Source organism: Corynebacterium sp., from assembly GCF_043426755.1.
Classification (GTDB): domain Bacteria; phylum Actinomycetota; class Actinomycetes; order Mycobacteriales; family Mycobacteriaceae; genus Corynebacterium.
In genome coordinates this window covers 38,011-57,905 of sequence record NZ_JBHWRP010000091.1, presented here as the reverse complement: position 1 = coordinate 57,905, position 19,895 = coordinate 38,011, and the positions used below count along the sequence as shown (strand labels likewise).

Sequence of the window (19,895 nt, the reverse complement as noted above, 5' to 3'; positions counted from 1 at the left end):
TTGGATGTGTTGCTGGCGCAGCACGCCGAGGACCATCGGATGACGGAAGGCGCTGTCGCCCACGAGGGCGCGGAGGCGGCAAGGCTGGGCCTGCGCGGTTGGCCGCGCGTGGCTGAGGAAGCCGTTGTGGCTCGCGATACGATCATGAGCCGCGATTATGGCGGCCGCGTGCACATTTGCCATGCCTCTACCGAGGGCACCGTGGATATGATCCGGCTGGCCAAGCAGCGTGGGGCGCGCGTGACCGCTGAGGCGACCCCGCACCACTTGTTGCTTACCGACGAGGCCCTGCGCAGCTACGATGGCCGCTTCCGCGTGAACCCGCCCCTGCGCGAGGCGAAGGATGCGGAGGCGCTGAAGAACGCGCTGCTCGATGGAACGATTGACTGCATCGCCACCGATCATGCCCCGCACGGCTCGGAGGAGAAGTGCGTGGAGTTCGAGTTCGCGAAGCCCGGCATGCTGGGTTTGGAGACATCGCTTGCGATCGTCGTCAAGATCTTTGTGGAATCCGGGCTGGCGGACTGGCGTTTCGTGGCGAAAGTCATGAGCGAGAAGCCGGCGGAGATTACGCGTTTGCCTGGCCATGGCCGGCCGATCGAAGTCGGGGAGCCTGCGAACTTGACGATTGTGAACCCGAACGATCCGTGGACCGTCTCCGGTGAGCAGCTTGAGTCGAAGGCGGAGAATACCCCGTATGAGGATATGGAGTTCGCGGCGCGCGTCACGCACACGGTGTTGCGCGGGCGGGTGACGTTTGGTCCGGATTCGGGTGAAGATTCCGCGCCACACCCTAAAGAAGCATAGAATACAGAGAAATGAATAATTTACAGTCTGAAAGGCCTGACGTGACTGATTCCCGCACACCCGCCGTCCTCGTGCTCGGCGACGGCACCATCTTCAAAGGATTTGGCTTCGGAGCAACCGGGTCCACCCTCGGCGAGGCCGTGTTTAGCACCGCGATGACCGGGTACCAAGAGTCCATGACCGACCCGTCCTTCCACCGACAACTACTGGTGATGGCTACCCCGCAGATCGGCAACACCGGCTGGAATGACGAGGACAATGAGTCCCGCGACGGCAAGATCTGGGTAGCTGGCTTGGTCGTCCGCGACCTAGCCAAGCGCGTGAGCAACTGGCGCGCGCAGCGATCGCTTGCCGACGAGATGGCCGCCCAAAACGTGATCGGCATTGAAGGGGTGGATACCCGCACTCTGGTGCGGCACATCCGCAACCATGGTTCCATCGCGGCTGGCATCTTCTCTGGTGAGGAAGCGCTGGAAGAGGTCGAGGTGCTCGTCGATAAGGTCAATGCGCAACCGGAGATGAAGGGTGCCGACCTGACCGTTGAGGTGACCACCGACCAGCCGTACACCATTCCTGCCGAGGGCGCCGCGAAGTACACCGTGGTGGCTTATGACCTGGGTATCAAGTCCGCGACACCGGTGCAGTTTGCGGCGCGTGGCATCGAGACGATTGTGGTGCCTGCGAACACTCCGGTGGAGGAGATCAAGAAGCACAACCCGGACGGCGTCTTCCTGTCCAACGGGCCAGGGGACCCGGCCACTGCGGATGAGATGGTGGAGATCACCAAACAGATCATCCGCGACGGCGTGCCGCTGTTTGGAATCTGCTTCGGTAACCAGATTCTGGGCCGCGCGCTGGGCCTGAACACCTACAAAATGACGTTCGGGCATCGTGGCATCAACGTTCCGGTGAAAAATCACCTGACCGGAAAGATCGACATCACCTCCCAGAACCACGGTTTCGCGCTGGAAGGGGAGGCAGGCGACACGTTCGACACCGAGTTCGGCCCAGCGCAGGTGACCCACACTTGCCTCAACGACGGCACTGTGGAGGGCGTGGCCCTAGAAAACGGGCGCGCCTACTCCGTGCAGTACCACCCGGAATCCGCGGCCGGTCCGCACGATGCGAACCCACTGTTTGATCAGTTCATCTCCTTGATGGACCAGTACTCGCCGAACAAGAAGTAACCAGGAAGGAAACAAGAAACTATGCCTAAGCGCTCTGATATTAACCACGTCCTGGTTATTGGCTCTGGCCCGATCGTGATCGGTCAGGCCTGTGAGTTTGACTACTCCGGTACCCAGGCGTGTCGCGTACTGAAGGAAGAGGGCCTGCGCGTCACTCTGATTAACTCCAACCCGGCGACCATCATGACCGACCCCGAGTTCGCCGACCACACCTATGTGGAGCCGATTGAGCCGGCCTATATCGACAAGATCCTGACTAAGGAGGCCGAACAAGGCCACAAGGTCGACGCGATCCTGGCGACCCTGGGCGGACAGACCGCGCTGAATGCGGCGATCCAGATGGACCGCATGGGGTTGCTGGCCAAGCATGGGGTGGAACTGATCGGCGCGGACATCGACGCCATCGAACGCGGTGAGGACCGCCAGAAGTTTAAGGACATCGTCGAAAAGATCGGTGGCGAATCCGCACGCTCGCGGGTGTGCTACACGATGGACGAGGTCCACGACACGGTCGCTGAGCTCGGTCTGCCCGTCGTCGTTAGGCCGTCGTTCACGATGGGCGGGCTGGGCTCTGGCCTGGCGTTCACCATGGAAGACTTGGACCGGATTGCTGGCGGCGGCCTCGAGGCCTCGCCGGAGGCCAACGTGCTGATCGAGGAATCCATCCTGGGCTGGAAGGAATTCGAGCTCGAGCTGATGCGCGATGGCGACGACAACGTCATGGTCATCGCCTCGATTGAAAACGTCGATGCGCTCGGCGTGCACACGGGCGATTCCGTCACCGTGGCTCCGGCGCTGACCCTGACCGACCGCGAGTTCCAAACCATGCGTGACCAGGGTATCGCGATCATTCGCGAGGTCGGCGTGGCCACCGGCGGCTGTAATATCCAGTTCGCGGTGAACCCGAAGGACGGGCGCATCATCACCATTGAGATGAACCCGCGCGTGTCGCGTTCCTCTGCGCTGGCGTCCAAGGCGACGGGATTCCCGATCGCGAAGATCGCCTCCAAGCTGGCCATTGGCTACACGCTGGACGAGATCACCAATGACATCACCGGTGTCACCCCGGCTTCCTTCGAACCAACGCTGGACTACGTGATCGTCAAGGCTCCACGCTTTGCATTCGAGAAGTTCGTCGGCTCCGACGACACCCTGGGCACCTCCATGAAGGCTGTCGGCGAATCCATGGGCATTGGCCGCAACTACATCCAGGGCCTGAACAAGGTGCTGCGCTCCCTGGAGACGAAGCCTGCCGGTTTCTGGACGCAGCCCGACGAGTACTTCGCCGGCGACCGCGCAACCGACGTGGATGCCGTGCTGGAAGACTTGAAGCGCCCCACCGACGGTCGCCTCTACGATGTGGAGCTGGCCATGCGTCTCGGTGCAAGCGATGAGCAGATCCACGAGGCATCCGGTATTGATCCGTGGTTCCTCGCCGAATTGCGCGCGCTCGTCGATTTCCGTGCGACTTTGGAAAATGCGCCGGTGCTGGGTGAGGAGTTGCTGCGCGAAGCGAAGGTCTTCGGGCTTTCCGACGTGCAGATCGCCGCGCTGCGCCCAGAGTTGGCTGGCGAAGATGGCGTGCGTTCCCTGCGGTGGTCTTTGGGCGTGCGCCCGGTGTACAAGACCGTGGATACCTGCGGCGGTGAATTCGAGGCGCAGACGCCTTATTACTACTCCGCTTACGAATACTCCCCAGATGCTGAGTCCGAGGTTGGGCCAGCGCCAGAGGGATCGAAGGGCAAGGTCATCATTTTGGGCTCCGGCCCGAACCGCATTGGCCAGGGCATCGAGTTCGATTACTCCTGCGTCCACGCAGCCCTTGAGCTGTCGGAAAAGGGCTATGAGACCGTAATGGTCAACAACAACCCGGAGACCGTGTCCACGGACTATGACACCGCCGATCGCCTCTACTTCGAGCCTTTGACCTTCGAAGATGTCATGGAGGTCTATCACGCAGAGTCCGAGTCCGGCCCTGTCGCTGGCGTGATCGTCCAGCTTGGTGGGCAGACACCGCTGGGACTGGCGCAGCGCCTGGCGGATGCGGGTGTCCCGATCGTCGGCACGAGCCCCGAGGCCATCGATTTGGCCGAAGACCGCGGTGAGTTCGGCAAGGTGCTGGCTGAAGCTGATCTGCCTGCTCCGGCGTTCGGTACCGCGACCACCTTCGCGGAGGCCAAGGCTGTGGCCGCAGGTATCGGCTACCCCGTGCTGGTGCGCCCTTCGTACGTGCTGGGCGGGCGCGGCATGGAGATCGTGTACGACGAGAAGTCGCTGGAAGACTATATCGATCGCGCCACCGAACTCTCCCCAGACCATCCGGTGCTGGTCGACCGTTTCTTGGACTCTGCGATCGAGATCGACGTGGACGCGCTGTGCGACGGCGAGAACGTGTACCTGGGTGGTGTCATGGAGCACATCGAGGAGGCGGGCGTGCACTCCGGCGACTCCTCGTGCGCTCTACCGCCGATGACGTTAGGGCCTGAGGACATCGATAAGGTGCGCCGTTCCACTGAGGCGCTGGCGCACGGCATCGGCGTGAAGGGCCTGATGAATGTCCAGTTCGCACTGAAGGACGACATTCTGTACGTCATCGAGGCCAACCCGCGCGCCTCGCGCACCGTGCCGTTTTCCTCCAAGGCAACCGGTGTGCACTTGGCCAAGGCAGCGGCGCGCGTGATGATGGGCGCGACGATTCCGCAGCTTATCGACGAAGGCCTGCTGCCGGACTCCTACGATGGTGGAACCCTGCCGCTCGATCATCCGATCGCGGTGAAGGAAGCAGTGCTGCCATTCAACCGGTTCCGCCGGGCAGATGGCACCATGCTGGATACCATTCTGGGCCCAGAGATGAAGTCCACCGGCGAGGTCATGGGCTTAGCCGATAACTTCGGCGTGGCCTACGCGAAGGCTGAGGCCGCAGCATTCGGCGAACTGCCGACCGAAGGAACCGTGTTCGTCTCGGTGGCGAACCGGGACAAGCGCACCCTGATCTTCCCGATCCAGCGCCTAGCGACCATGGGATTCAAGATCCTGTCTACCTCGGGTACAGCGCAGATGCTGAAGCGCAACGGTATCGACTGTGAGGTTGTCCTCAAGGCTTCCGAGGTCCGCGAAGGCGCAGAGGGTGCCTCGATCGTCGACCGGATCAAGGACGGCGAGATCGACATGATCTTGAACACCCCAGCCGGATCCTCAGGTGCGCGCCACGACGGCTACGAAATCCGTGCCGCTGCCGTAGCGAACAACGTGCCACTGATGACCACCGTGCAGGGCGTGACCGCCGCAGTGCAAGGCATTGAGGCGATCAAGGCTAATGAGGTAACGGTGCAGTCGCTGCAGGAGCTTGACCACACACCTAACGGTGGCATGCGATGAGCGTGACCTTTGGCGAGCGCCTGGTCGCTGCAGGTAGTGACCACGGGCGGCTGTGCGTGGGCATCGACCCGCACGCGTCTTTGTTGCGGGACTGGGGCCTCGGCGACACCGTGGAAGGCCTACGTGAGTTTGCCGCACGCTGCGTTGAAGCCTTTGCTGGCCACGTCGCCTTGGTCAAGCCCCAGGTGGCCTTTTTCGAACGCTTCGGCGCGCAAGGCTACGTCGTATTGGAAGAGACGATTCAGAGCCTGCGTGAGGCTGGGACCCTCGTGGTCGCGGACGCCAAACGCGGCGACATCGGCTCCACCATGGACGGCTACGCCGAGGCCTGGCTGGGTGACAGCCCCCTGCAATCGGATGCGGTGACCGTCTCTCCTTACTTGGGCGTGTGTGCCTTAGCGCCTGCGATCAAGCGCGGGGGAGTGTTCGTTCTGGCCGCGACATCCAATCCGGAGGCGGTTGCATTCCAGTCGCAGACGATTGCCGATGGACGCACCATCGCCCAGTTCATGGTCGACGAGTGCGCGGAGTTGAATGCTGGGACCAGCGTGGGGTCGGTCGGAGTCGTCGTTGGTGCAACACTAGCGGAGCCGCCGCGTCTCGACGATCTCAATGGCCCAGTGCTAATGCCGGGTGTGGGTGCCCAGGGAGGCACCGCGGAAGATGTGGCGCGGATCGCAGGGAAGAACTCTCACTTTGTTTTCCCTAGTGTGTCGCGTTCCGTCCTGGCCGCGGGGCCTGAAGTCTCTGAACTGCGAAAACATGTAATTGACCAGGCAAAACTGTATTAGACGTGTGTCTACATTTTGTGTGGGCAAAAAGCCTGGTAGTTTAGTACCGGCAACGCGATGACGTGGAGAAACACCGGATCAGTTATCGTGTTTGTCGGTACCCGGTGCTAGACTGGGCCGAAGTCAGTGAGTAACACGGATGAAATTTCGGTTATCATCTGCCTGTCACTGGGGTGCTCGCGCACCTCGGAAAGAAAATTTACTACTACGAAAGCATGGAGGAACCCCGTGGCCCTTCCCAAGTTGACTGACGAGCAGCGCAAGGCGGCACTCGAAAAGGCAGCAGAGGCACGTAAGAAGCGTGCCGAGCTGAAGGCATCCCTGAAGCGCGGCGACACCAACCTGAAGGAAGTCCTGGATAAGGCTCAGACCGATGAGATCATCGGTAAGACCAAGGTCTCGGCTCTTCTTGAAGCCCTGCCAAAGGTGGGCAAGGTCAAGGCTCGCGAGATCATGGAAGAGCTCGAGATCGCTCAGACCCGTCGCCTGCGTGGCCTGGGTGATCGTCAGCGCCGTGCGCTGCTGGAGCGCTTCGGCTTCTCTGAGGACTAAATCCGTGGCCGTAGACAACCCGAAAGGTCGCCTCGTCGTATTGGCGGGGCCGTCGGCCGTTGGGAAGTCGACGGTTGTTCACCGCCTCCGCGAAGACCTTCAGGACCTGTACTTTTCAGTATCGATGACCACGCGGGCACCGCGCCCTGGGGAAGTCGATGGTCAAGACTACTTCTTCGTCACCCCTGAGCTGTTTCAAGAGCGTATTGACGCAGGCGAAATGCTGGAGTGGGCCGAGATCCACGGCGGCCTTCAGCGCTCGGGGACTCCTGCCAAGCCGGTGCGCGACGCACTCGAGTCTGGCAAGCCTGTTCTCGTTGAGGTCGACCTCGCGGGAGCACGCGCTGTCAAGCAGATCATGCCTGAGGCGATCACAGTATTTCTGGCGCCACCATCATGGGACGTGCTTGTCGACCGCTTGACCGGTCGCGGTACCGAAACCCAGGACGTGATCGACCGACGGCTGGAAACAGCACGCGCCGAACTTGCCGCTCAAGGGGAGTTCGATGACGTGGTCGTGAACAATGACGTCGATGCAGCCGTGGCAGAAATCAGTGCTATCCTGCGGGATGGCAATCGAAACGACCCAACAAAGAGCGAGTAGGTATAAGTGAGCAACGTGACCAACGAATTGGGTGCGCCGGAAGACTTGGTGTACGACACACCAGAAGGTATTACGGCACCACCCATCGACGAACTGTTGACCAAGGTGTCTTCGAAGTACGCCCTGGTGATCTTCGCAGCAAAGCGCGCGCGACAGATCAACAGTTACTACCAGGAGCATGATGAGGGCGTGTTCGAATTCATCGGACCGCTTGTGACTCCCGAACCGGGAGAAAAGCCCCTGTCGATTGCGCTGCGCGAGATCCAGGCTGGTCTGCTCGAGCATGAGGAAGGCCAGTAAGAGGCATCCGCGCTGTAATGCTACACCCACCCGCACCCATTGGTGCCGGTGGGTGTTCGTCGTTTCTGGACTTTTCGTCGGCTACAGTCGGGTGCACACACTACCCACGTAACGGAGGAAGCTTTGTCCATGGCTATGCGCAAGATCGTCGTTGGAGTATCGGGCGGAATCGCCGCCTATAAGGCCTGCATGTTAGTCCGCGAATTCAAGGAACGTGGCGACGATGTCCGCGTCGTTCCCACGCCCAACGCCCTCAATTTTGTCGGCGCGGCCACCTTCGAGGCGCTTTCTGGCAATCCCGTTTCCACCGAGGTTTTTGACGCCGTTGATGAGGTACAGCACGTGCGTGTTGGCCAGGAAGCAGACGCGATCGTCATTGCTCCGGCTACCGCCGACTTGATGGCGCGACTCGTCGCCGGGCGTGCCGACGACCTGTTGACCGCAACGGTGCTCGTCGCAACGTGTCCCGTGATCGTGGCGCCTGCGATGCACACCGAAATGTGGAATAACCCCGCGACCCAGGCCAATGTCGCGACCCTGCGCGAGCGGGGAGTGGTCGTGCTTGAGCCCGCCCACGGGCGCCTGACCGGTAAAGATACCGGGGCCGGCCGCATGCTAGAGCCAGCGCAAATCGCCGAGTTGTCCCGCGCGGTCCTCGACGGGGCAGACTTCACCCACGACTGGAAGGGCAAGAAGGTTGTGGTTAGTGCCGGCGGCACGCAGGAAAATATTGACCCGGTCCGCTTCATTGGCAACCGCTCCTCCGGAAAGCAGGGATTCGCGCTTGCCGACGTGGCCGCCCACCGTGGCGCCGATGTCACCATTGTTGCCGGCGATACCGACGAGCTGGACACACCGGCGGGTGCTACGATCATCCGCGTTCGTTCCACGCGTGACATGGAACAAGCCATGAATGATGTGGCCAAGGATGCGGACGTGGTCATCATGGCCGCCGCCGTCTCAGATTTCCGTCCCGCTGCAGAAGCGGACTCCAAGCTCAAAAAGGGCAGCGAGGACGAAGATGCCCTCAGCACCGTCCACCTGGTCGAGAACCCGGATATTCTGGCGGGCCTCGTCGATAAGCGCGAGCGCGGGGAGCTGAAAGACGGTATGCGCATCGTTGGGTTTGCAGCGGAGACTGGAGACGCGTCGTCGACCGGTTTGGAGTATGGACGGGCGAAACTGGAGCGCAAGGGTTGCGATTACCTCATGGTTAATGAGGTGACGGGCGGCAAGGTATTCGGTGAACCGACCAACCGAGGTTGGCTTTTGGGGGCGGATGGCTCGGAGGTAACCATTCCGGACGGATCGAAACACCTGGTGGCGGCATCGATTTTGGCAAAGATTGACTTAAAGTAGGGTCAATTATTGCCGGATTAGACAGCTTGGTCTAAATTGGTGTGATATCCGACGCGCGACTCGCGCGGGTGTTTCATAATTTTGATTTGAGAGAAGGAAACCACACGATCGTGACTTCCCCTGAGACTTTTTACCGCTTATTCACCAGCGAATCGGTCACCGAAGGCCATCCCGACAAGATCTGTGATGCGATCTCGGACACCATCCTCGACGACCTGTTGCGCCAGGACCCCTCGAGCCGCGTGGCAGTGGAGACCCTGGTGACCACCGGCATGGTGCACGTCGTGGGCGAGGTGTCGACGCAGGCGTACTCCAACATCGCGAAGCTTGTCCGCGACAAACTGGTGGAGATCGGATTCACCTCCTCGGACGTTGGTTTTGATGGAAACACCTGTGGTGTGGCTATCTCGATCGGCGAGCAGTCGCAGGAAATCTCCGACGGCGTGACTAATTCGCAGGAGGTCCGCGAGCAGAACTCGACCGTGGCTGACGATCAGTCCGGCGCCGGCGACCAGGGCTTGATGTTCGGTTACGCAACCAATGAAACCCCGGAATACATGCCGTTGCCGATCTCGACGGCCCACCGCCTGGCCCGCCGGCTGACGCAGGTGCGCAAGGACGGTATCGTCGACGGCCTGCGCCCCGATGGCAAGACCCAGGTCACCTTCGCATACGACGGCGAGAAGCCCGTCTACCTCGACACCGTGGTGATCTCCACGCAGCACGACCCAGACTTCACCGGCAAGGAGCTCGAGGTAGCCCTTCGTGAGCACGTGCTCAATTGGGTAGTGAAGGACGCAGGCCTAGAGCAATTCGTCACCGATGATCTGAAGCTGCTGATCAACCCGTCCGGTTCTTTCGTCGTCGGTGGGCCGATGGGCGATGCGGGGCTAACCGGTCGCAAGATCATCGTCGATACGTACGGTGGCATGGCCCGCCACGGCGGTGGCGCGTTCTCCGGTAAGGACCCGTCGAAGGTGGACCGCTCCGGTGCGTACGCGATGCGCTGGGTGGCGAAGAATATCGTGGCGGCGGGGCTTGCGGACCGCGCAGAGGTCCAGGTGGCCTACGCCATCGGCCGCGCTGCACCAGTGGGCCTCTACGTAGAGACCTTCGGCACCGCGAAGGATGGACTGACGGACTCCGCAATCCAACAGGCGGTGCAGGAGGTCTTCGATCTGCGGCCGACGGCGATCATCCGCGAGCTGGATTTGCTGCGCCCGATTTACGCAGAGACGGCGGCTTATGGTCACTTCGGCCGCACCGATGTGGACCTGCCATGGGAGCAGGTTAATAAGGTCGAGGAGCTGAAGGCCGCGATTAGCGGCTAGACTCTTGAGGCTATGACTGATACCCGCGCCACCACACAGACACCTGTGGCGCGGGTATTGCCTCTTTTAGGGCTGCCGCACCTTGATCGCACATTCGACTACCTGATTAAAGACAAGGACCTTGAGGCAGCGCAGCCGGGCGTGCGTGTCCGCATCCGCTTCGGCGGCAGGCTTGTCGACGCCTTCGTCATCGAGCGCGCCGCCACCAGCGAGCACGACGGGGCACTGCGCTATATCGAACGCGTCGTCGCCGATGACGTCGTCTACCCGCCGCGCATTAGTGCGCTTGTCGACGCGCTGGCCGAACGCTATGCGGGCGTGCGCTCCGATATCGTGCGCGCCGCGATCCCTCCGCGGCACACGAAGGCGGAAGAGAAAGATACGGACACCCCGTGGGAGAAGCTGGGGAGTGTGACGGAGCCGGATCTCTCGGCGTGGAGCGCTTATGTCAATGGGCCGTCCTTTGTCGATGCTGTCGTAGCTGGCAAATTGGCGCGCGCCGCGTGGCAGGTGGCACCCGGGGCGGACTGGGCGGACACGGTGGCAGCTCTGGTCACCAAAGTGGCGATCGATGGTGGCGGGGCGCTGGTCGTCGTTCCCGATCAACGTGATGTGGACGCCGTCGAGGCGGCGCTGCGGGAGCGGATGGGCCCACGGCAGATCACGGTGCTGACAGCAGCCCAGGGCCCCCAGGCGCGATATTCCCGCTACCTCTCGGTGCTTCACGGGCAGGGCAGGGTGGTCGTCGGCACGCGCTCCGCGGCTTTTGCCCCGGTGAATGATCTGCGCCTGATGGTGCTGATGCACGATGGCGACGATAATCTCGTTGATCCGCGCGCCCCGTACGTGCATGCCCGGGAGGTGATGACCACGCGCTCGGCGATTGAGAAAGCATCGCTGGTGATTGGCGGGCACTCACGCACTGCGGAGACGCAGCTGTTGGTCGAGTCTGGGTGGGCCCATGACCTGGTGGCGCCACGCGAGATTGTGCGCGCGCAGATGCCGTATATTCACGCTGCGGGCGATACGAACTTCGAGTTGGCGCGCGACCCGCGGGCCCGGACCGCACGGTTGCCTTCGGTAGCCTTTGAGGCTGCCCGGCGCGCGATGGCCCGCAATCGCCCGGTGCTGTTCCAGGTGCCGCGGGCGGGTTATGTGCAGTCGATTTTGTGTCAGCGGTGCCGCACCCCGGCGCGCTGTAGGTGGTGCAATGGGCCGTTGGGGCGGCAGTCGCATCGCGACGAGGCGTTGACGTGCCGGTGGTGTGGCCGGATGGATGGGCATTATTCGTGCCCGGAGTGTGGTTCGACGCAGTTGCGTGACGGCGTGAAGGGGACTGATCGTACGGCGGAGGAGTTGGGACGGGCGTTCCCGCAGGTGCGGGTGGTGTCGTCGTGGGGTGAGCGGATTCACCAGGCTATCGACGAGGGCCCGACCATCGTGGTGGCCACGCCGGGGGCGGAGCCTGCGGTCGTCGGCACGAACAAGACCTACGGGGCGGTGGTGCTGCTGGATACGTGGGCGCTGATGGGCCGGGCGGATCTGCGTGCGATGGAGGACACGATGGCGAAGTGGGCGGCGGCGGCTACGTTGGTGGAGCCGCACGCGGATGGGGGTGAGGTGATCGTCGTGGCGGCCCCGAATGCGCCTGTGGTGCAGCATTTGATTCGGTGGGATATGCCTGGCCATGCGGCGGCCGAGTTGGAGGCGCGGCGTGAGGTTGGTTTTCCTCCTGCGGTGCATATGGCGGCGGTGGATGCGCCGGCGGCGACGCTGGAGCAGTTCTTGTCGCTGGTGGAGTTGCCGGCTGATGCGGATGTGTTGGGCCCGGTGGATCTGCCCGCGGGTGTGGAGTTGCCAGGGACGTGGAAGCGGGATGAGTTGGGTCCGGCGCAGCGCGTGTTGATTCGGATCCCGCTGCGGGGCCGCAATGATGTGGGGCATGCTTTGCGGGTGGCGGCGATTAACCGCGCTTTGCTTAAGGATGATGCGCCGTTGCGGATTCAGGTGGATCCGATCCACGTGGGTTAGCGGAAGCGGTCTGGTGGTCTGGACCGAGTAGACTAAGTGGCCGTATCGTTGATCAGTTTTGGGAAAGGTGCACCACACAGGATGACTATCCGCGAGATCCGGTTTTTCGGGGACCCCGTGCTTACTTCGCGCGCCGGTGAGATCACCGAGTTTGATGCGTCTTTGGGCGCGCTTGTCGACGACATGTTGGACACCATGGACGCTGCAGGCGGGGTGGGGCTGGCCGCCAATCAGATTGGTGTGTTGAAGCGTGTGTTTGTGTTTGATTGTTCTCACGTGGAATCGGGTTTGCGCGGGGCGATCATTAATCCGGTGTGGGAGCCTGTGGGCGATGTGATGCAGTTGGGCCCGGAGGGGTGCTTGTCCATCCCTGATATTTCTGCTGAGACGCAGCGTTACAACACGGTGGTGGTGCGCGGGCAGGACGTGCATGGCCGCCCGCTGTTGGTGGAGGCTTCGGGGTTGATGGCGCGGTGTATTCAGCATGAGACGGATCACCTGGACGGCGTGCTGTTTTTGAAGCGGCTTGAGCCGGATGTGCGTAAGGAAGCGATGGGGCAGATCCGTGCTGCCGATTGGTTTAAGGAGGACTAACGACGATGAAACTTGTTTTTGCCGGAACCCCGGAACCTGCGGTGGTGGCCTTGGAGAGGCTGCTGGCGTCTGATCATGAGGTGGTGGCGGTGATCACGCGCCCTGATGCCCGCCGTGGCCGGGGCCGGACGTTGCATCCTTCGCCGGTGAAGGCGCTGGCGGCCGAGCATGGCATCGAGGTGCTCACCCCAACAACGCTGAAGGCTGGCACGGAAGACGGCGAGGCCGTGCGCGCCCGCCTGCAAGAGCTTGCCCCTGAGGCGATCCCGGTGGTGGCCTACGGCAACCTTGTGCCGAAGGATCTGCTGGATGTGCCGACGCACGGTTGGGTGAATCTGCACTTTTCGCTGCTTCCGGCGTGGCGTGGTGCCGCTCCGGTGCAGGCAGCGATTCGCGCTGGCGATGAGATCACAGGTGCTACGACGTTCCGCATCGACGAGGGCCTGGACACCGGCGATATTTTGGGCACCGTCACCGAGGAGATTCGGGACACCGATACCGCCGATGACCTCTTGACCCGCCTGGCGTACTCGGGCGCGGATTTGCTGACAGCCACGATGGATCTGCTCGCCTCCGGCCAGGCGGACCCGCAGCCGCAGCGCGGGGAAGCCACCCATGCAGCGAAGATCACCACGGAGGACGCCCGCATTTCCTGGGACACCCCGGCCTTCGCGATTGATCGGCACATCCGGGCGCATACGCCTGGGCCTGGGGCATGGACCACGCTTAACGACGAGCGCTTCAAACTTGGACCCGTCACATTGAGCGAGGAGGACACTCTGGTGCCAGGACATGTGCGCGCAGAAAAGAATGCTGTCTATGTGGGCACCGCAACCACTGATGTGGTGTTGGGCACTGCCCAGCCGCCAGGGAAGAAGATGATGGATGCTGCCGCGTGGGCGCGTGGCTATAACAGTGAAGGTGAAGTGGTGTTCCAGTGAGTGGTGGATTTCGGTCACGTACGTCTGGTCGTCGACAAGCTGCCAAGCCTGAACGGGCGCAACAGAAGCAGAAACAGAAACCCCAACGGCGAAATACTGCGGGTGTGGACGAGCCACGCCGCGCAGCCTTCGACGTGCTGCAGCGCGTGAGCGGGGATGGCGCCTATGCCAACCTCACGCTGCCGAACCTGCTGCGGGAACGCAAGATCACAGGCCGCGATGCCGCCTTCGCCACGGAGCTGACCTATGGCACGTTGCGCAACCAGGGCGTGGTGGACGCAGTGATTGGGAAATGTTCGTCGAGAAGCCTTGACCAGGTCGCCCCGGAGGTGCTGGATGCGCTGCGCCTCGGCGCTTATCAGCTGTTGTACACGCGCGTTGAGCCACATGCGGCGGTGGATACGTCCGTGCGCTTGGTGGAAGAAGCCGGGCACGACAAGGCCAAGGGCTTTACCAACGGGATTCTGCGCTCGATCAGCCGCACAGAACCGCAAGAATGGATTGAGCAACTGACGCCGAAAGAGGAGCTTGCGGCGGTCGCCTTTCGCACTGCGCACCCGGAGTGGATCGCGCGGTCCTTTGCGCGTGTGCTCGGTCAGGACGAGTTGGAAGAGGCGCTGCGTGCCGATTCTGATCGCCCAGTCGTACACCTAGTGGCGCGCCCCGGGGAGATTTCTGCCGAGGAGCTCGCGCTGATCACCGGCGGCGAAGAGGGAACCTACTCGCCTTATGCCGTCTACCTGGAGCAGGGCGATCCGGGCCAACTGCAGCCGGTGCGCGATGGCATGGCAGCCGTCCAGGACGAGGGTTCGCAGCTGATCGCCCGTGCGGTCACCGAGGTGCCCGTTGAGGACGACCAGGGCCGCTGGCTCGACCTGTGCGCGGGCCCTGGCGGCAAGGCGGCGCTGATGGCATCGCTAGCCGCGATCGATGGGGCGCACGTGGACGCGGTGGAGGTCTCCTCCCACCGGGCCGACCTGATCCGCAAGACGGTTGCCGGTCAGCCTGTCACCGTGCACGTCGCCGACGGCCGCAGCCCCGGCCTGGAACCCGGCTTCGACCGAGTGCTTGTCGACGCCCCCTGCTCCGGCCTCGGCGCTTTGAGGCGTCGGCCGGAGGCGCGCTGGAGGAAACAGGAATCAGACATCGCTGAGCTGACTGTCCTGCAGGAGGAGCTGCTGCGCAGTGCGGTGGACCTTGTGAAACCGGGTGGAGTGGTGGTCTACTCCACTTGCTCGCCTGATCTGCGCGAGACCCGGGGCGTCGTCGATAAGCTGCTTGCCGCTGGTGAGGTCACTGAGGAAGACGCGCACGGCTACACCGGCGGGATGGATAAAACTGGTGACAACTTGAGTGTCCAGATGTGGCCGCACCGCCACGGAACCGATGCGATGTTCTTTGCAGTGCTGCGGAAGAAGGGGGAGTAGGATCAGGGGTATGTCTGCACCATATATTGCCCCATCCATCCTTGCCGCCGATTACGCCAACCTGGGCGCCGACGTGTTGAAGGTCCCGAACGCGGACTGGATCCACGTGGATATCATGGACGGCCATTTCGTTCCGAACCTCTCTTTCGGCCCAGACGTGACCGCGGCCGTCGATGGGGTGACGGATCAGTTCATGGACGTGCACGTGATGATCGAGGAGCCGGAGAAGTGGTTCGATACCTATATCAAGGCCGGCGCTGACCGCATCATTTTCCACGTGGAGGCGACCGACGACCACGTGGCCGCCGCGAAGCTGTTGAAGGAGAAGGGCTGCCAGGCAGGTTTCGCCATCAAGCCCGATACCCCGATCGAGCCCTACTTGGATGATCTGGAGCACTTCGACGAAGTGATCGTCATGACTGTCGAACCTGGGTTCGGCGGGCAGAAGTTTATGCCCGAGATGATGGACAAGGTCCGCGCCCTGCGTGCAGCTATCGACGAGCGCGGCTTGGACTGCATCATCGAGCTCGATGGCGGGATCAACGCCGATACCATCGCCGAGGGTGCGGCAGCCGGCGCTGATGCTTTCGTCGCCGGCTCCGCCGTCTTCGGCAAGGAGGATCCAGGGGCTGCAGTGGAGGAGCTGCGCAAGCTTGCGTCCTAAAGTTTCGGACGCCGTCGCCGCAGGACGTGACGTACGCGGCACAACAAGCCCCAATCCGCCTGTCGGGTGCGCGCTTTACGACGAGCACGGCGCACTGATCACCACCGGTGGAACCGAGCCGGCCGGCGGCGCGCACGCGGAAGTGGTCGCCCTGCGCAAAGCCGGCGAACGCGCGCGTGGGGCCACCGCCGTGGTGACCTTGGAGCCGTGCAACCACACGGGCCGGACCGGGCCCTGTTCGCATGCGCTGGCCGATGCCGGGATCGCCCGAGTCATCTACCTCACCCCCGACCCGAATCCGCAGGCCAGTGGGGGAGCCGAGTACCTTCGTTCGCGTGGCGTTGAGGTGCTCTATCACCGCCATGTGGTCGCGGATTTGATCCCGTGGCTGACCAGCATGCGCCTGGTCCGCCCGGCGGTGACCATCAAGTTCGCGGCCAGCGTCGACGGTTTCACGGCCGCCCCCGATGGCACCAGCCAGTGGATCACCGGCCCGGCTGCCCGCGAGCATGTGCATGGTGACCGCGCTCGTCGTGACGCGATCGTCGTGGGTACCGGCACGGTGCTTGCCGACGATCCCTCCCTGACCGCCCGCCATCCCGATGGGTCCCTGCGCGACCATCAGCCGCGCAGGGTGGTCGTCGGCGCGCGCGATGTGCCCGAAGGAAACCTGACGCGGTTGGGCTTTGAGCAATTTCCGACGATCGATGCCGCACTGAGCGCGCTTTACGACGAGGGCGTGCGCGACCTACTCGTCGAGGGCGGGGCGGGGTTGGCCACTAGCTTTGTCGAGGCGGGGTATGTCGACTGTGTCCAGGCTTATGTCGCGCCGATGCTCATGGGGGCCGGGCGTGGTGTGCTGGCGCGCGGGTTGGGTGGAACATTAACGGAGATGCCGCGGTTTGATGTAGTAGATACGGATTGTTTCGCAGGCGATGTGCTCATAGAGATGGTAAAGGATTTGGATGTTTACTGGACTCGTTGAAGAAATCGGTACTGTCACGCGTCTTGAGGATTTGGGTGATTCGCGACGCATCGCTATCGACGCGCCGCTGGTGACCTCGGATGCTGCGCTGGGAGATTCCATCGCAGTCAACGGTGTCTGCTTGACCGTGACCGCGATTGACGAAGGCGTATTCAGCGCGGACGTGATGCAGGAGTCGCTGGATCGCTCCGGTCTGGGCGCCCTGGCTCCTGGGGCGAAGGTGAACCTGGAGCGCGCCATGCAGGCCGGCGCACGCTTCGGCGGCCACATCGTGCAGGGGCACGTCGACGGTGTCGCGGAGCTGATGAGCCGCGAGGCCTCCGAACACTGGGAGGTGTTCCGCTTTTCGCTGCCGGAACAATTGGCGCGGTACGTCGTCGAAAAGGGCTCGATAACTGTCAACGGAACGTCGCTCACTGTGTCTGCCGTGGGCGAGGACTATTTCGAGGTGTCGCTAATTCCCACCACCTTGGCGGAGACCACCGCAGGGGACTTGGCTGCCGGTGATGTGGTGAACATTGAAGTCGATATTGTGGCCAAGTACGTTGAGAAAATGGTGACCAAGTAAGGTCTATTTTCATGACCGAGAGCTCCATTCGCCTAGATTCCGTCGAGGAGGCCGTTGCCGCGATCGCCCGTGGCGAGGCCGTGGTTGTCGTGGACGACGAGGGGCGTGAAAACGAGGGAGACCTCATTTTCGCCGCAGCGCAATCCACCCCGGATTTAGTCGCATTTATGGTGCGCTATACCTCCGGCTATATTTGCGTGGCCATGGAGGATGACCGGGCCGATGCGCTGAACCTGCCGCCGATGGTGGCCCGCAACGAGGACGCCCGCTCCACGGCCTACACCGTGACCGTTGACGCGGCCACCGGCACCACAGGTATTTCGGCCGCCTCTCGATCAGAGACCATCACGCGTCTGGCGGACCCGGCCCGCGGGGTGGAGGATTTCACCCGCCCCGGCCACGTGGTGCCCTTGCGTGCACGGCGTGGTGGGGTGCTCAAGCGCGACGGGCACACCGAAGCCGCGGTGGATTTGGCGCGGATGGCGGGGCTTGAGCCCGTGGGTGCTTTGTGCGAGGTCGTGTCCGAAGATGACCCGACCGACATGGCGCGCGCTCCTGAGCTGCGCCGCTTCGCCGACGAACATGGGCTGAAGATGATCTCCATCGAGCAGCTCATCGCCTACCGCAAGCACGCCGAAACCCACATCGAGCGCGTCACGACGGCGCAGCTGCCCACAGAGTTTGGCCGGTTCACTGCGTACGGCTACCAGCACGTGATCGACGGCACCGAACACGTGGCGCTGGTCGTCGGGGATGTCTCTGGCGCCACCGATGTGTTGGTACGCGTCCACTCTGAGTGCCTGACCGGCGACGTTTTTGCTTCCACCCGGTGCGATTGTGGCCAGCAGCTCCATGAGTCGATGCGACGCGTCCAGGAGGCAGGAGTGGGCGTGATCGTCTATGTCCGTGGCCACGAGGGGCGCGGCATCGGCCTGATGAACAAGCTGCAGGCCTATAAGCTCCAGGACGAGGGTCTCGACACCGTCGACGCAAACCTTGAGCAAGGGCTGCCGGCCGACGCGCGGGAGTATTCCGTGGCCGGGCAGATTCTCGCGGACCTGGGGGTGGAGTCCTTTCAGCTAATGACGAACAATCCCCTGAAGACTGAGGCGCTTGCGGGCTTTGGCCCCCAGGTCGCGGGTCGCGTGCGTATCGACGTCGTCCCGACCTGCGAAAATATCCGCTATCTGCGCACCAAGCGTGACCGGATGGGTCACGATCTTCCCGCCGTCGAACAATGGGATGCCGATCCCGCCCACCACTAACAAGGAGTCACATGGCTACCACAGGACGTCCAGAACCAGCACCCGTCAAGGCAGAAGGCATGCGCGTGGCCGTGATCACCACGCAGTGGAACGCCGACATCGTTGACCCGATGCGTGAGCGCGCCCTCGCCGCAGCAAAGGACGCTGGGGCGCGTGCCGACGAATACACCGTCGCCGGTGCCATGGAATTGCCGGTGGTCGCCCAAGCGTGTGCTCGACGCTACGATGCCGTCGTGGCACTGGGCTGCGTGATCCGTGGGGATACACCACACTTTGATTATGTGTGCGACTCCGTCACCGCCGGGCTGACCAGGATTGCCCTCGACGAACACACTCCCGTGGGCAACGGCGTGCTCACCGTGAACACCCATGAGCAGGCCGTAGCGCGTGCAGGTGGGGACGGCGCCATCGAGGATAAGGGTGCCGAGGCGATGCGTGCGGCCCTCGGGGCAGCGGTCGAACTAGAGAAGGTCCGCGCCATTCCAGCCGATTAGTCGGCACGCGCGGAGCGGACTAGGATCAGGTAACGATCAATCAAGCGTGGAAATGGTGACGAAACTAAGTGGACGAGAACACACCAAACACTAAGAACTCCTCGGGTGGGCTCACAGACCGCGAAATCGCGATCATGAACGCGGCCGACCCATTCGCGGCCACCACCGATAAGCCTTGGGAGTTTGAGGCGACCTCGAATTTCCTGCGCAAGGTAGCGATCGGCTGGGTGATCGTCGTCATACTGATCCATATCTTCATGGGTGTCGTGGTGGACATCGAATTCACCGGCGCAACCATTACCCCCATTGACAAGTGGGCCTACCCGCTGATCGGTGTCATCATCGCCATTCTGTCGTGGATCGCGTTGAACCGCCCACGCGTGCGCGCCAACGCGGACGGTGTTGAGGTCCGCAACATGATCGGCACCCGTTTTTATAGCTGGGTCGTCATTTACGGTCTCAGCTTCCCGCAGGGCTCGCGAATGGCGCGCTTGGAACTGCCGGAGTTCGAGTATGTCCCGCTGTGGGCGATCCAGTCAGCTGACGGGGAGAAGGCATTGGAGTATGTGCGCCAGTTCCGCGTCCTAGAGTCGAAGTACATGCCGGAAGATTAGTCT

General features: G+C 62.6%; 19 protein-coding genes. All 19 read left to right on the top strand.

Annotated elements, in window-relative coordinates; all coding sequences use genetic code 11:
- On the top strand, window positions 1–807 hold an 807-nt coding region (locus ACHFGA_RS09365; protein WP_394282122.1), incomplete at its 5' end, for a dihydroorotase.
- Between the two features lie 11 nt (window positions 808–818).
- Window positions 819–1,994 carry a glutamine-hydrolyzing carbamoyl-phosphate synthase small subunit gene (gene carA / locus ACHFGA_RS09360; RefSeq protein WP_394282121.1) on the top strand — a complete coding sequence of 392 codons (1,176 nt, stop codon included), beginning with the start codon at window positions 819–821 and terminating at the stop codon, window positions 1,992–1,994.
- Window positions 1,995–2,015: 21 nt separating this feature from the next.
- Window positions 2,016–5,372 (top strand): carbamoyl-phosphate synthase large subunit, encoded by a 3,357-nt coding sequence (carB, locus tag ACHFGA_RS09355; protein WP_394282120.1) that lies wholly within the window; start codon window positions 2,016–2,018, stop codon window positions 5,370–5,372.
- Window positions 5,369–6,163: an orotidine-5'-phosphate decarboxylase gene (gene pyrF / locus ACHFGA_RS09350; RefSeq protein ID WP_394282119.1), complete on the top strand. Its 795-nt coding sequence runs from the start codon at window positions 5,369–5,371 to the stop codon at window positions 6,161–6,163. Before carB ends, pyrF begins: the two co-directional genes overlap by 4 nt.
- 228 nt (window positions 6,164–6,391) lie before the next feature.
- On the top strand, window positions 6,392–6,715 hold the full coding sequence (mihF, locus tag ACHFGA_RS09345) for an integration host factor, actinobacterial type (protein ID WP_394282118.1): 324 nt from the start codon (window positions 6,392–6,394) through the stop codon (window positions 6,713–6,715).
- 4 nt (window positions 6,716–6,719) lie between these two features.
- Window positions 6,720–7,319: a guanylate kinase gene (gmk, locus tag ACHFGA_RS09340; protein ID WP_394282117.1), complete on the top strand. Its 600-nt coding sequence runs from the start codon at window positions 6,720–6,722 to the stop codon at window positions 7,317–7,319.
- Between the two features lie 6 nt (window positions 7,320–7,325).
- On the top strand, window positions 7,326–7,619 hold the full coding sequence (rpoZ, locus tag ACHFGA_RS09335; protein WP_394282116.1) for a DNA-directed RNA polymerase subunit omega: 294 nt from the start codon (window positions 7,326–7,328) through the stop codon (window positions 7,617–7,619).
- Window positions 7,620–7,748: 129 nt separating this feature from the next.
- Entirely contained in the window at window positions 7,749–8,978 is a 1,230-nt protein-coding gene (gene coaBC / locus ACHFGA_RS09330) for a bifunctional phosphopantothenoylcysteine decarboxylase/phosphopantothenate--cysteine ligase CoaBC (protein WP_394282115.1), read from the top strand.
- Between the two features lie 110 nt (window positions 8,979–9,088).
- Window positions 9,089–10,309, top strand: a complete 1,221-nt coding sequence (metK, locus tag ACHFGA_RS09325; protein WP_394282114.1) for a methionine adenosyltransferase — start codon at window positions 9,089–9,091, stop codon at window positions 10,307–10,309.
- Between the two features lie 12 nt (window positions 10,310–10,321).
- Entirely contained in the window at window positions 10,322–12,340 is a 2,019-nt protein-coding gene (locus ACHFGA_RS09320; protein WP_394282113.1) for a primosomal protein N', read from the top strand.
- An 81-nt stretch (window positions 12,341–12,421) separates the two neighbouring features.
- Complete coding sequence (gene def / locus ACHFGA_RS09315) at window positions 12,422–12,934, top strand: peptide deformylase (RefSeq protein ID WP_394282112.1); 513 nt, start codon at window positions 12,422–12,424, stop codon at window positions 12,932–12,934.
- 5 nt (window positions 12,935–12,939) lie between these two features.
- Complete coding sequence (gene fmt, locus ACHFGA_RS09310) at window positions 12,940–13,875, top strand: methionyl-tRNA formyltransferase (RefSeq protein ID WP_394282111.1); 936 nt, start codon at window positions 12,940–12,942, stop codon at window positions 13,873–13,875.
- Window positions 13,872–15,302, top strand: a complete 1,431-nt coding sequence (locus tag ACHFGA_RS09305) for an RsmB/NOP family class I SAM-dependent RNA methyltransferase (protein ID WP_394282110.1) — start codon at window positions 13,872–13,874, stop codon at window positions 15,300–15,302. Before fmt ends, ACHFGA_RS09305 begins: the two co-directional genes overlap by 4 nt.
- Window positions 15,303–15,312: 10 nt before the next feature.
- On the top strand, window positions 15,313–15,966 hold the full coding sequence (gene rpe, locus ACHFGA_RS09300; RefSeq protein WP_394282109.1) for a ribulose-phosphate 3-epimerase: 654 nt from the start codon (window positions 15,313–15,315) through the stop codon (window positions 15,964–15,966).
- A complete protein-coding gene (gene ribD / locus ACHFGA_RS09295) occupies window positions 15,956–16,951 on the top strand; it encodes a bifunctional diaminohydroxyphosphoribosylaminopyrimidine deaminase/5-amino-6-(5-phosphoribosylamino)uracil reductase RibD (RefSeq protein WP_394282108.1) in 996 nt (331 codons plus the stop codon). Before rpe ends, ribD begins: the two co-directional genes overlap by 11 nt.
- Window positions 16,932–17,519: a riboflavin synthase gene (locus tag ACHFGA_RS09290; RefSeq protein WP_394282107.1), complete on the top strand. Its 588-nt coding sequence runs from the start codon at window positions 16,932–16,934 to the stop codon at window positions 17,517–17,519. The genes ribD and ACHFGA_RS09290 overlap by 20 nt, the downstream gene beginning before the upstream one ends.
- Window positions 17,520–17,530: 11 nt before the next feature.
- A complete protein-coding gene (locus tag ACHFGA_RS09285) occupies window positions 17,531–18,784 on the top strand; it encodes a bifunctional 3,4-dihydroxy-2-butanone-4-phosphate synthase/GTP cyclohydrolase II (protein ID WP_394282106.1) in 1,254 nt (417 codons plus the stop codon).
- A gap of 11 nt (window positions 18,785–18,795) precedes the next feature.
- Entirely contained in the window at window positions 18,796–19,278 is a 483-nt protein-coding gene (gene ribH, locus ACHFGA_RS09280; protein WP_394282105.1) for a 6,7-dimethyl-8-ribityllumazine synthase, read from the top strand.
- Window positions 19,279–19,346: 68 nt separating this feature from the next.
- Window positions 19,347–19,892, top strand: a complete 546-nt coding sequence (locus tag ACHFGA_RS09275; RefSeq protein WP_394282104.1) for a PH domain-containing protein — start codon at window positions 19,347–19,349, stop codon at window positions 19,890–19,892.
- The last annotated feature ends 3 nt before the right edge of the window (window positions 19,893–19,895 follow it).